This is a genomic window from Pseudalkalibacillus berkeleyi (assembly GCF_021608225.1).
Classification (GTDB): Bacteria; Bacillota; Bacilli; order Bacillales; family Fictibacillaceae; genus Pseudalkalibacillus; species Pseudalkalibacillus berkeleyi.
The window spans coordinates 2,573,078-2,585,791 of record NZ_JAKIJS010000001.1 but is presented as its reverse complement, the minus strand read 5'-3'; the positions used below and the strand labels follow the sequence as shown (position 1 = coordinate 2,585,791).

Here is a 12,714-nt window from a genome sequence, read left to right as displayed (position 1 = left end):
GGAGTGAGTCGGGCAGGGCTATATCAAGGAATAGGTCCCTCTTTGTATACAACACATTTTTGAAGGAATACATGGCACAGTTTAAATATAGAGGGGATGCTGAACTCATTAAAGCGATTCGGGAAAAAGCCGTCTCACTATTTAAAAAGGAATTCAAAAACACGACAATTGTTCCGATACCGTTAAGTGAAGAACGGCATTATGAAAGAGGATTTAATCAATCGTTCTTAATTGCTCAACTGCTAAAACAACCTATGTTTTGTTGTCTACATAGACCAATACACGAAGAGAAGCAGAGTAAAAAAGGAAGAGAGGATCGTTTGGAGAAACAAGCGGTTTTTACTTTTAACGAATCATTTAAAGAGGATATTCGTGACAAAGAGATCACATTAGTGGATGATATTTACACTACGGGTGCGACACTTGAGGCAGCGGGCAAAATTCTATTAGATAAAGGTGCCCTAAGTATTACATCTTTTACAGTAGCGAGAGGGTAAATCCTACCAAACATATGATAGCGTTAAACTTTAAGTGAATTGAACCGATATAGAATGTAGATAAAGAATAACGTAACATGTAAAAGGAGAGACCGTCGATGGCGGATTTAGCCAACTGCGCACATTGTGGCCGATTATTTGCGAAAGCGTATCGACCTGTATGTAATGCTTGTTATAATGAAGAAGAGAAACAATATGAAGTGGTCTATAAGTTTATTAAGAAGAAGGCGAATCGTGAGGCGTCTTTACTAGAAGTTTCTGAAGCGACAGGTGTTTCAGAAAAAACGATTAGTCGCTTTGTGAAAGAAGGACGCATTCGAGCATCCCAATTTCCAAACCTGACTTATGAATGTGAACATTGTGGTAAAGGCATTCAAGACGGAAGAATGTGTGATTCATGCAACTCGAAATTGAGAAAAGAATTGTATACACATGATGAATTAACCCAAAAACAACAAGTGAAAGAACGAATAACTTACTATACAGAAAAATAATCCAAATGTGGAGTAAGGAGGAAATTGAGTTGAAAATCAACCGATTTGGAAACATCTCAAACAACCCGTACAAACAGCAGATCAATAAACAAAACGAACAGCAAAACCAACAACAAGTAAAACAAGACCAAATTCAAATTTCAAAAGAAGCACTTGAAATGCAAAAAAGTGGTGGTGCTTCAAAGGAACGTACTGAAAGAATTGAGCAATTAAAGAACGAAGTACAATCTGGAAATTATAAGGTTGATGCTGAAAAAGTTGCACAGAAGTTCGCTGACTTCTGGACCAAAGCCTAAGGGTGTGAAGGTATGATAGGGGATCGAATGATCGGGCTATTGTCCGATTTACATAAGCAGCACGAACAGTTACTAGAGTTGTCACTAAAGAAAACAGAGGCTCTCAAAGCGAACGAAATGAAAGCATTGGATCAAATTTTAACGCAAGAAAATAAATGTATTCAACAAATTGACGCGATTGAGAATGCTAGAGTTCAAGAAGTTGAGTCACTTTTGAACCAGAAGGGGATTGTGGCGGATGAGAATCCGTCTCTAGCTCAGCTTCTTCGTTTTTATAATGAAAAGGAGCAGCAAACGTTGCTGGAGGTTCAAGCTGAGTTGCGTACGACAATTCAGAAACTGCAGGAGCAAAATGAGTTGAATCATGAATTGACGAGGCAGTCACTTCAATTCGTTAATGCATCGCTTTCCTTAATGGAGCCTAAGCAACCAACTGCAAATTACGGAAGACCCGGACAATCAACAAAATCAAACGGATATCAGAAACAACAATCAATCTTTGATTCTAAAGCATAGAAAGGCGGCATTCACAAATGTCATCTACGTTCCACGGACTTGAAACATCACTCAGAGGCTTACGGACACACCAAAGTGCCTTGAATACAACTGGTCATAACATTTCAAACGCTAGTACACCTGGATATTCTAGACAACGTGTTAACTTTTCACAAACGGAACCCTATCCTGCAGCAGCTCGTAACCGTCCGCAAGTTCCTGGACAAATGGGAACAGGCGTTGAAGCAGGAACGGTTCAGCGTGTAAGGGAAAGTTTCTTGGATTTACAATTCAGAGGTGAAAACACAAAGTCAGGCTATTGGGCGTCTCGAAGTGATGCACTTCAAAAGATGGAAGAAGTAATGAATGAGCCGTCAGATCATGGTTTAGCAAAGACGATGGATCGTTTCTGGCAATCATTGCAGGATTTAGCAGTTAACCCAGAAGATTCTGGAGCACGTTCTGTGGTACGTCAACGTGGTATAGCGCTAGCGGAAACATTCAACTACCTTTCCAGTTCTTTGAATTCGATTCGTGATGATTTCAAGACCCAAATTGACGTGACCGCTAAAGAAATCAACTCTATTGCAGAGCAAATCAATGATATTAATAAACAAATCGGTGAGATTGAGCCTCATGGATATTTAACGAACGATTTATATGATAAAAGAGATGCCCTTGTCGATCGATTATCCGAATTAGCAAATGTGAAGGTTACAGCAGTTGGAAGTGGTGGACAGTCGCTCGATATTGCTGAAGGTAAATATACAATTGAATTGATGGACGCAAGCGGTAATTCAATTGGTACTTTAGTAGATGGAGCGAATTTGACTGGGAATACACTAGAGATCCTTGATAGTGATTCGAATGGTTTGATGGATTCATTTGCATTAACACCTTTTGGATCGAACACGCAAGGACCAGCTACGCCAATTGAAAATTTCACATCCAAAGGTAAGTTGCTCGGGTTAATCGAGAGTTACGGTAAAGAAGATACTGGCGGAAATGTTTCAGGTATTTACCCTGAAATGCTCTCAAAAGTAGATGAAATGGCTTATCAATTCGCTACAGAGTTCAATAATGTTCATGAAAGTGGATATGGATTAAGCTCTACAAGTCCGAATACCAATACTGGAAAGAAGTTTTTCGACGAGTTGACATCCACTCAAGGTGCGGCCTCTCAAATCAAGTTACATAGTGATGTTACAGGTGCAAATGGGCTTAATAATATTGCAGCTTCAACGGATGGTAATGCGGGAGATGGAAGTAACGCCTTAGCCTTAGGTGAAGTAAAAGACGAGACGTTCACTTTTTCTAGCGGAGATTCTACTTTGCAAAGCTTTTATGAAGGTATCATTGGTGAAATGGCTGTCGATGCACAACAAGCCAATCGGTTAATGGACAACTCTAATACGTTGAAACAATCGGTTGAGGAACGTCGTCAATCCGTTAGTGGGGTTTCATTAGACGAAGAAATGACGAAAATGATGCAATTCCAGCATGCCTATAATGCTGCAGCAAGAAACATTACGAGTATTGATGAAATGCTTGACCGAATTATCAACGGCATGGGTCGAGTAGGAAGGTAGGGGAAATAAATGCGTGTCACACAAAGTATGCTAACAGGAAACATGTTGCGTAACTTAAGCCAGAGCTACCAGCGGATGGGGAAATATCAGGATCAGCTCTCAACAGGAAAGCGTATAACGAAACCTTCTGACGATCCAGTCGTTGCGATGAAAGGGATGGAATACAGAACGGACTTAACAGAAGTTGAGCAGTTCAAACGTAATTTGTCTGAAGTAAACAGCTGGATGGAGAATTCAGATGCGGCGCTTGATGAAGCGGGGCAAGTCTTACATCGCGTTCGTGAGTTGACTGTGCAGGCAAGTAATGGGACTTATGAAGATAGCCAACGTGGCGCAATTGCAGACGAGATTGGGCAGTTGCGTGATCACTTGATTAACATTGCGAATACTAAAGTTGCTGGGAAGTATATCTTTAACGGGACCGATACGACAAATGCTCCAGTAAATGCAGATGGTATAGTCGTTCGTCCTAATGGAACTGAAGCCATTAAAATTGAAGTTTCAAAAGGCATAAAGCTAAAAGTGAACATTGATGAGGATAAAGCTTTTTCACAGGATTTGTTTGATGACTTGCAAGGGCTTGTTGATGAGTTGAACAATGCTGGTTCCTCAGGAGAACAATTAAATGCTTTTATTGGAAAAGTTGATTCACACCTGGATGAGGTTGTATCTGAACGAGCTGAACTTGGTGCGCGGTATAACCGAGTGGAAATGGTGCAAGACCGTGTAGCTGAACAAGAAGTTATTGCTAATCGTATCTTATCAGACAACGAAGATGCAGATATGGAACGAGTCATCATTGACTTGAAAACGCAAGAAAGCGTTCACCGGGCTGCGTTAGCAGCTGGAGCGAGGATTATCCAGCCTACGCTAATGGACTTTTTAAGATAAGTATCCGATTTATGAATGGCGAATTTCATCGTTACTCGGTTTTACCGGACAAAGAGCATATGTACCTGCGTCTACAAGTGTACCTTTGAAGTAATCTTCCTCGGTACAACTCGCAGTAACACATAGATGTATCGCTCGTCGCTCCGGTCCTCAAAACCATCGTGCCTTGAACTTCTTGTTCCTAAACCGTCTACTACTATGATGTTATATTAATTTAAGCTATCTCTCGTTAGATAGCTTTTTTTGATAAATTGAGGTGTTGATCATGAAAATTCCACAAATTCGAATACAATCACAGCCAGCTTTAATCGGTTTGAAAACAACTGAGCCAATTCAAGAGATTAAACAACCCAAAGCAGATCAGTCCATTCAGCAACCAAAAGCGGAGCTTAACATCCAGACAACCAAAGGAACATTAACGATTGATCAGACACAAGCATGGAATGATATGGATCTTAAAAGTGTATTTGTTCGAACAGAAGAAGCAGCACAATTAGGGAAATCAGACCTTTTAGAGGGCGTAGCACGTCGTGCACAGGAAGGTGATCAGCTGATGCGCATTGAGAATGGTGGAAGTCCTTTAGTAGATCAAGCTGAGATGAATAGTATGAACTCAATGAAGGAATGGAATATTGGATGGATTCCTTCTGCAGGTAGTGTGAAGGTCAATTATCAGCCTGCGGACGTAAATGTTGATGTGAAAGTAAACAAGCCAATAATTGAGACTACTTTACAAAAACCTGAACACAACTACCAGCCAGGTAAAGTAGAGGTGTCCTTACAACAAAGAAATTCAATTTCAATAGATTTTGTCTAAATAAAAATGTGTGGTGAAAATAATGAAAATTGATACAAGGTACTTTGGTGAGATGGAAATAGAGGAAAAAGAAATCATTAAGTTCGAACAAGGGCTACCAGGCTTTATTGAAGAGAAGAAGTTTGTTGTAATACCATTTGGTGACGAAGAGACACCACTGAATATTTTACAATCCGTCAGTACACCTTCATTGGCTTTTGTAATTGCTAATCCATTTTTGTTTTTCCGAAATTATGAGTTTGATATTCCAGAAGCGGTCACGAGTCAATTGCAAATTAAGGGCGAACAAGAGGTTGCAGTCTTTGTCATCTTAACGGTTCAAGATCCATTTGAAAAAACAACTGCAAATTTGAAAGCGCCGATTGTAATTAATATTGAAAAAGGTTACGGAAAGCAAATTGTACTGAATGATGAGCAATACATCACGAAGCACACGTTATTACAAGAATCCCTGAACGCTGTTAAGGGGGACAGATAAATGCTTGTGTTAACCAGGAAACCAAACGAGTCCATTCAAATTGGTGAGGAAATTGAGATCAAGGTCCTTGGTATTGATGGGGATCAAATAAAGATTGGAATCGATGCGCCTAAAAACATTGATATACATAGAAAAGAAATCTATTTATCTATCCAAGATGAGAACAACCAAGCAAGCCAAACACCGAGCAATCTAATGGAAACATTAAAATCTGTAAAAAAATCTAAATAAAACTATTAAAGAGCTGTCGAGTGATGACGATAATAGAATTGTAAGCAAAAGCAACAATCATGGTCGGCCGACGTGAACGTTTGTTTTTGTGAAAATCAAACCACATGGACGTGGTTCGGACAATTCAAGGAGGAATTTTATAATGAGAATTAATCACAACATCGCAGCTCTTAACACATATCGTCAGTTGAACAGTGCTTCTACTGCACAAGGTAAGTCAATGGAGAAGCTATCTTCAGGACTTCGTATTAACCGTGCTGGAGATGACGCTGCAGGACTAGCAATCTCAGAAAAAATGCGTGGCCAGGTTCGTGGATTGGAGCAAGCATCTCGGAATGCTCAAGACGGTATCTCAATGATCCAAACTGCTGAAGGTGCTCTAAATGAAACTCATAGTATGTTACAACGTATGCGTGAATTAGCAGTTCAATCCAATAATGGCACAAATACTTCAGATGATCTAGCTGAAATCCAAAAAGAAATTAATCAACTGAACACTGAAGTTGATCGTGTTGCGAATAAAACTGAATTCAACACGAAGACACTATTAGATGGATCTTTAGGTGTACAAGCAGCAGATGGAACAATGGCAATTTCTGATTTAACTGCTTCTGGAATTACTGCATCTGTTTCAGGTGTTGCTGCAGGAGAGACTCTTACATTTACAACAACAGGTACTTCTATAACTGTTGCTGGTACAAATAGTGGGGTTTCACAAACATTAACAGTAGCTGATACTACTGCAATATCTGCAGGTACAACTTTAAACTTTGACTCTATTGGACTAGAATTATCATTTGGATCTGATGCTAACTTAAGTACAGCTAATGCTGGAGGTTCAGTTAGTGGAGGAACAATAGCTACTAGTGGTACTTCATTAAGCTTCCAAATTGGTGCAAATGGTGGGACTACATTGGATATTTCAATAGATGATATGAGATCATCGGCTCTTGGGTCTACTGCAAGTAATGCAAATGTAGCTAATCTTGCAGCTGTAAATGTAACTACACAGAGCTTTGACGACAATATTCAAGTTATTGATGAAGCGATCAAAAAGGTTTCTGCACAACGCTCTTCTTTGGGAGCATGGCAAAATCGTTTAGACCACACAATTAATAACTTAGGTACATCTTCTGAAAACCTAACTGCTGCAGAATCTCGTATCCGTGACGTGGATATGGCGAAAGAAATGATGAACCAAACTAAGAATTCTATTCTTTCACAAGCAGCACAAGCAATGTTGGCTCAATCAATGCAGTCTCCGAATGGAGTTTTACAACTTCTAAGGTAACTGATTGAAGGGCGTCTTATCTGGTAACGGGTAAGAGTATAACTGGGTGAATTGCTGGAACTTCCTTAAGCTTACTCAACCACAACGTAGTTGGAAACGACAGACGTGAGGGTTAGAAAATGAGTGGGATTGGATAATCAGCAGCCAAGCTCCTGTCTCGAAAGAGTGGAGAAGGTTCAACGACTAGAAAAAACCATCTAAGGTCATAAGACTATGGTGATGAATTTCGTAGGGTGGATATAACCATTCGAAGTGCCCAGCCCCTAATAATCAAGGGTGAAGATATAGTCTATTCTATGATCGAAAGACATAGCGGCGAAGCAAGCCAACCAACAACCTCAAGGAGTTCTACAACTTCTTCGTTAATTTTTACTACACAATGGTCGTCTCAAATGAGGCGGCCATTTTTTGTTAATAAGTTTTTTATTATCTTAATAGCTTGTTAAGTTTCTACTTTATTTACCGATAAAAGAGATAGAGAATAATTGTTTAGGGGGAGCGGGTATGGAAACAGGGAATGTGAGTTCAAGTACATCTGGTGTTCAACATCTTGAGAGGATTATTGGCCTTAAGTTTAAAGGAGACGAACAGGAATCAAAGAAAAAGAAAGAGGACAATTCAGAAGAGCAGAGTATTCCTAAGGCTGTACTTGATGAGAAAATCGCAAGTATGAATGAATTTCTGATGCCGACTCACACATCTTTAAAATTCCAGCTCCATGAACAGTCAGATGAATATTATGTGCAAGTAGTGGATGATCAAACGAATGAAGTGGTCCGTGAGATACCAGATCGAAAATTTTTAGATATGTACGCGGCTATGGCGGAGCTTGTCGGGATTGTTGTAGACGAAAAGATATAGAGGTGATAGAAATTGGGCATGCGAATAGGCGGACTAGCAAGTGGGATGGATATTGATCAGCTTGTAAGTGACTTAATGAAATCGGAACGAATTCCATTAGATAAAATGAATCAAGATAAGCAATTACTGGAATGGAAACGCGATGACTATCGTGAAATGAATAAGCTCTTGAAAGACTTTGACAAACATATTTTTGACGGTGTATTCCGACAAAGTACTTATTTATCAAAGTCTGTAACAAGCTCTGATCAAGCCTCAGTTTCTGCTAAAGCAGGCAACAGTGCTGTTGCGACAAATACATCTATAAAGGTAAATCAATTAGCAAAAGCTGCAATGTATAGTTCTGAAGCAACAGTTACAGATAAGAATGGTGCAGTTGTTGGTGGAGATACGAACCTTCAAGACGTTACTTTCACTGTTGGTGGGGCCGATAAAACTTTTGCGAGTCCGTTCACGTTATCTTTAAGTGTCATGAAACCTGGTGAATCAGCTGCAAGTGATATTACCTTAGATATTGATCCTTCTACTGATTCAATTAATGATGTCATGTCAAAAATCAATTCACATACATCATTAGGCGTTTCAGCATTTTACGATGAAGCAACGAACAAAGTTGTACTTACGATGAAAAACACTGGGAATGGCGCACAACTGAATATGAAGGATGATACCACGAGAGATTTCTTCCAAGCACTTGGATTTAGTAATGCTACCACTGGTTCTGACCTTACTGGAAAAACCGTAGGTAAAGATGCGTCATTTGAATATAACGGTTTTGCCACTACTCGGAAAACGAACGATTTTACGATCAATGATGTGACGTATTCTTTGAAACAAGTGACCACTTCCGATGTGAACATTTCTGTTTCTCAAAATACCGATTCAATTCTTGATAAAATCGTTAAGTTCGTCGATAAATATAATGAAACCATTGAAAAGATTAATGGTGAAGTGAAAGAAGATCGTTATCGAGATTTCCCTCCTTTAACGGCTAAACAAAAGGAAGACTTGTCTGAAAGGGAAGTCGAGCTTTGGGAAGAGAAGGCAAGAAGCGGAATGCTTCGAAACGACTCAATTCTCAACAGTGGTTTGAACAATATGCGATCTAATCTTTACTCTCAAGTAACAGGTGCAAATGTATCTACAAAGTACGACCAGCTCTCTGAAATTGGTATAAAAACCTCCTCCAATTATTTAGACCGTGGTAAGCTCATCATTACTGAGGATAAACTTCGGGCAGCGATTCAAGACGATCCGGATGCCATTTACCAAATGTTCATGAGTAATGGTGCGACTACGAGTGAAAAAGGGATTGCGAGAAGACTACGTGACTCGATTGATGAAACAATTGATAAAATCGAATCAAAAGCGGGAAACTCACTAAAAACAAACGCGCAGTTCACTATGGGAAGAGATCTTACCGACTTGGATTCAAGAATTACTGACTTTGAACGTCGATTGACAGGTATTGAAGATCGTTATTGGAGTCAGTTTACCGCAATGGAAAAGGCAATTAGTCGTATGAACCAACAGTCAATGTTCTTGATGAATCAATTTGGCGGCGGACAGTAACCGCGAAAATATAAGGAGTTGTTTTGATTACAATGTCTCTTAATGCATATCAAACTTACCAACAAAATTCTGTGGGGACAGCATCACCAGGTGAACTTACTCTCATGCTTTATAATGGATGCTTAAAGTTCTTAAAACAAGCAAAAGCAGGAATTGAAGCTGGAAAAGTTGAAGAAAAGAATATCAACTTGCAAAAGGCTCAAAAGATCATTCAAGAGCTGATGGTGACATTGAATACAGATGTAGCTGTTGGAAAACAGATGATGCAGATGTACGATTACATGAATCGTCGTTTGATTGATGCGAACGTGAAAAATGATGTGACCATTATTGAAGAAGTTGAGGGCATCACAACGGAATTCCGTGACACATGGAAGGAAGTTATTCAACAAAATCGAAAAGCAAATTATGGGATGGGTGGACAAGCTTAATGAGCCAAGTTCAGGAATTGCTGGAGCATACCGAAAAGCTATATGATCATGTGCAAAAGGGATTGCCAGAGGATGAGCCTGAAGACTATCTTGATGAATTAAATCAATATATGGAATATCGTCAGAAGCTGATTGAGCGTTTGTCGGGGGATTATACAGATAAGGAAAAGGAGTTGGGTAAACAGCTCGTTGAAATTAACAAGCTGATCCAACCTTATCTGAACGATCAAATGAAGCATATTAAAATGCAATTAATGAAGATCCAGACGAAGCGGACGAATAACACGAAATACGCCAACCCTTATCAAACCAATCGTGCTGATGGCATGTTCTTTGATAAAAGGAAGTAGGTTATGATGTACAATTTAGATAATAATCAACATGAAATGATGATCCAATACTCACATTTGTTGACAGTCGTTGAAGAAGGCTTTGATTATGTAGAAGAACAATATCAGTTAGAAAAGTGGTTTGAAGGCGATCGGATGCTTGGAGATGTTTTCCTCGCTTTTACTCAGTTTGAAAAAACGAACCAATTGATGAATGAGCTGTTCAAAAATGAGACTACCATTCTCAATGATATACAAAAATTTGATACAGTGATAAGCATAGTTGCTGACTTAGAAAAGGTTTATGAGCTTGAAACAGAGCGCAAGCGTGTAGTTCTGAATCGATTGATTCCTGCCTTTTCTGCTTGGAAGGAAATTCTCGACGTGACGTTTAAACCATACATACAGCATTAGAATGAAAGGAGCCGGACGAAAAATATCGGCTTCTTTTTTATAGGAGGATTTTTATGAAAAAGTTATTATTAACTGGTTTTGAACCGTTTCTTGATCACGCAATGAATCCAACTGAATCGATCGTTCGAAATTTAGATGGGAAGCGAGTGGGAGAGTTTGAGGTTGTCGGCCGAGTTTTACCTGTTGTTTTTGATGAGGCAGCTCCACAACTATTAACTCACTTAAAAGAAATTGAGCCAGATGCTGTCATTGCGTTAGGGCTTGCAGCGGGTCGGAACAAAATTACTCCTGAACGGGTCGCGATTAATGTGAACGATGGTGTTAAGGACAATGCAGGACAAACGCCAGTAGATGAAGTCATAGTTGAAGGTGGTCCTGCTGCTTATTTTTCCACTTTACCGATACGGCAGATCGTAGATCATCTTCATGAAGAAAGGATCCCGACTGCAATTTCAAACAGTGCGGGTACATATTTATGCAATAATGTCATGTATTTATTGCTCCATGAACTGGACAAAAGGGACCTAAAAATGCCTGCTGGGTTCATCCATGTACCAGCTTCATTTGAACTTTCTATTGGTGAGGAAAGTCTCCCGGCATGGCCATTGCCGACCATCCAAAAAGCAGTAGAAGCGGCCATCAAAACCCTTGCTGTGTAAGTGTTTCTAATACTCTTGACGTATTAGAATAAGGTTGTAGGTTGTCCGACTTTTGGTCACATTTTACTAATCATTTCCGGAATGTTGACTCTAAAGGTTGTCACATTGTATACTTTTATTGTGGAATTTTCCACATGATTTCTTGAATACGAAAGGAATGTGAATTACATGCAAGGAAAAGTAAAATGGTTTAATGCAGAAAAGGGCTTCGGATTTATCGAGGTAGAAGGACAAGACGACGTTTTTGTACACTATTCTGCTATCGAGTCTGAAGGCTTCAAAACTCTTGAAGAAGGCCAAGACGTTGAGTTTGAAGTTGTAGAAGGCAACCGTGGACCTCAAGCATCAAACGTAACAAAGCTTTAATTCACATTCCTTTTTGAGAATTTGAATTAATAGCAAGCCCCCGCTTCTATATATAGGAGCGGGTTTTCTAATTTATCTGGATCGTGTTCACTCCTTTAATCCTGTACAATTTCCCCAATTTACATTTTCTTAATATATCCATCGAAAGACCTCTACAGCTAGTATGAGGATTTGTCGAATAATCTCTGTAACATGTCATTGCGGTGGCATGAAACTCGCGTGTTTCCCTTTATATAGCGCTATTTTCCTTAAATTCCTCAATATTACTTAAATGTTAAAAATATTGTCAGAATTTTTAGATTTACTTTTATGTTTATGGAGGAATTGTTAAGGGGTATAGCGAAATATATATAAACACCGAAAGGAGGAGTCTTTCATGAACTTTAACATTCGTGGAGAAAATATTGAGGTAACACCAGCACTAAGGAGTTACTCCGAAAAGAAGGTAAGAAAGCTAGAACGTTATTTTGATGGTACTCCAAACTCAGATGTTTACATCAACCTAAAGGTGTTCAATAATGAGCAGCTTGTCGAGGTAACGATTCCTATGCCAGGGTTGTTATTACGTGCAGAGGAGTCTCATGACGACATGTATGCTGCAATAGATTTAGTGGTTGAAAAACTGGAAAGACAAATCCGCAAACACAAAACAAAAGTAAATCGTAAATTTAGACAGGGTGGCGCGATCAAATTCGCGTTTGCAAATGGCAATGGTGCACCTAGTGCAGCACCTGCTACTACAACCACTCTTCTTGAGGAAGAAGAGGAAGAGGATGACTTCCAAGTTGTTCGTAATAAGCGTTTTGACTTAAAGCCGATGGATACACAGGAAGCGATCCTTCAAATGGATATGCTAGGACACAACTTCTTCGTATTCTCTCATGCTGAATCTGGAGAAACGAACGTCGTGTACAAACGTAAAGACGGTAGGTACGGGCTAATTGCTCCGGATATCGAATAAACAAATATGAAAGCACGGGAGACGCAGTCGTAATGACTGCGT

At 39.5% G+C, this 12,714-nt stretch carries 18 protein-coding genes; all 18 read left to right on the top strand.

Annotation, left to right across the window (positions count from 1 at the left end; all coding sequences use genetic code 11):
* Nucleotides 1-71 precede the first annotated feature (71 nt).
* The 18 genes from L2716_RS13575 to hpf all read left to right on the top strand — a co-directional run bounded on the left by L2716_RS13575 (nt 72) and on the right by hpf (nt 12,672).
* Nucleotides 72-497 carry a ComF family protein gene (locus L2716_RS13575; protein WP_236336675.1) on the top strand — a complete coding sequence of 142 codons (426 nt, stop codon included), beginning with the start codon at nt 72-74 and terminating at the stop codon, nt 495-497.
* Nucleotides 498-595: 98 nt separating this feature from the next.
* Nucleotides 596-991 carry a TIGR03826 family flagellar region protein gene (locus tag L2716_RS13570; RefSeq protein WP_236336674.1) on the top strand — a complete coding sequence of 132 codons (396 nt, stop codon included), beginning with the start codon at nt 596-598 and terminating at the stop codon, nt 989-991.
* Nucleotides 992-1,020: 29 nt separating this feature from the next.
* On the top strand, nt 1,021-1,287 hold the full coding sequence (flgM, locus tag L2716_RS13565; protein WP_236336672.1) for a flagellar biosynthesis anti-sigma factor FlgM: 267 nt from the start codon (nt 1,021-1,023) through the stop codon (nt 1,285-1,287).
* 12 nt (nt 1,288-1,299) lie between these two features.
* Nucleotides 1,300-1,803: a flagellar protein FlgN gene (locus L2716_RS13560; protein ID WP_236336654.1), complete on the top strand. Its 504-nt coding sequence runs from the start codon at nt 1,300-1,302 to the stop codon at nt 1,801-1,803.
* Between the two features lie 17 nt (nt 1,804-1,820).
* Nucleotides 1,821-3,371: a flagellar hook-associated protein FlgK gene (gene flgK, locus L2716_RS13555; RefSeq protein ID WP_236336651.1), complete on the top strand. Its 1,551-nt coding sequence runs from the start codon at nt 1,821-1,823 to the stop codon at nt 3,369-3,371.
* A gap of 9 nt (nt 3,372-3,380) precedes the next feature.
* A complete protein-coding gene (flgL, locus tag L2716_RS13550; protein WP_236336649.1) occupies nt 3,381-4,262 on the top strand; it encodes a flagellar hook-associated protein FlgL in 882 nt (293 codons plus the stop codon).
* Nucleotides 4,263-4,527: 265 nt separating this feature from the next.
* The gene (locus L2716_RS13545; RefSeq protein WP_236336647.1) at nt 4,528-5,079 is read left to right on the top strand and encodes a DUF6470 family protein; all 552 of its coding nucleotides are present in this window, start codon (nt 4,528-4,530) and stop codon (nt 5,077-5,079) included.
* A 22-nt stretch (nt 5,080-5,101) separates the two neighbouring features.
* Complete coding sequence (gene fliW / locus L2716_RS13540; protein ID WP_236336645.1) at nt 5,102-5,557, top strand: flagellar assembly protein FliW; 456 nt, start codon at nt 5,102-5,104, stop codon at nt 5,555-5,557.
* Nucleotides 5,558-5,788, top strand: coding sequence for a carbon storage regulator CsrA (csrA, locus tag L2716_RS13535; protein WP_236336631.1), 231 nt, complete (start codon nt 5,558-5,560; stop codon nt 5,786-5,788).
* A gap of 142 nt (nt 5,789-5,930) precedes the next feature.
* Nucleotides 5,931-7,079 (top strand): flagellin N-terminal helical domain-containing protein, encoded by a 1,149-nt coding sequence (locus tag L2716_RS13530; protein ID WP_236336629.1) that lies wholly within the window; start codon nt 5,931-5,933, stop codon nt 7,077-7,079.
* 504 nt (nt 7,080-7,583) lie between these two features.
* Complete coding sequence (gene flaG / locus L2716_RS13525) at nt 7,584-7,940, top strand: flagellar protein FlaG (RefSeq protein WP_236336621.1); 357 nt, start codon at nt 7,584-7,586, stop codon at nt 7,938-7,940.
* 18 nt (nt 7,941-7,958) lie between these two features.
* On the top strand, nt 7,959-9,512 hold the full coding sequence (locus tag L2716_RS13520) for a flagellar hook-associated protein 2 (protein ID WP_236337880.1): 1,554 nt from the start codon (nt 7,959-7,961) through the stop codon (nt 9,510-9,512).
* 32 nt (nt 9,513-9,544) lie between these two features.
* On the top strand, nt 9,545-9,943 hold the full coding sequence (gene fliS / locus L2716_RS13515; RefSeq protein WP_236337879.1) for a flagellar export chaperone FliS: 399 nt from the start codon (nt 9,545-9,547) through the stop codon (nt 9,941-9,943).
* Nucleotides 9,943-10,293, top strand: coding sequence for a flagellar protein FliT (fliT, locus tag L2716_RS13510; RefSeq protein WP_236336619.1), 351 nt, complete (start codon nt 9,943-9,945; stop codon nt 10,291-10,293). The genes fliS and fliT overlap by 1 nt, the downstream gene beginning before the upstream one ends.
* A gap of 3 nt (nt 10,294-10,296) precedes the next feature.
* A complete protein-coding gene (locus L2716_RS13505; RefSeq protein ID WP_236336611.1) occupies nt 10,297-10,686 on the top strand; it encodes a DUF8042 domain-containing protein in 390 nt (129 codons plus the stop codon).
* A gap of 53 nt (nt 10,687-10,739) precedes the next feature.
* Nucleotides 10,740-11,345: a pyroglutamyl-peptidase I gene (pcp, locus tag L2716_RS13500; RefSeq protein ID WP_236336609.1), complete on the top strand. Its 606-nt coding sequence runs from the start codon at nt 10,740-10,742 to the stop codon at nt 11,343-11,345.
* A 168-nt stretch (nt 11,346-11,513) separates the two neighbouring features.
* On the top strand, nt 11,514-11,711 hold the full coding sequence (gene cspD / locus L2716_RS13495) for a cold-shock protein CspD (RefSeq protein WP_236336607.1): 198 nt from the start codon (nt 11,514-11,516) through the stop codon (nt 11,709-11,711).
* A 376-nt stretch (nt 11,712-12,087) separates the two neighbouring features.
* A complete protein-coding gene (gene hpf / locus L2716_RS13490) occupies nt 12,088-12,672 on the top strand; it encodes a ribosome hibernation-promoting factor, HPF/YfiA family (protein ID WP_236336584.1) in 585 nt (194 codons plus the stop codon).
* Nucleotides 12,673-12,714: the final 42 nt, after the last annotated feature.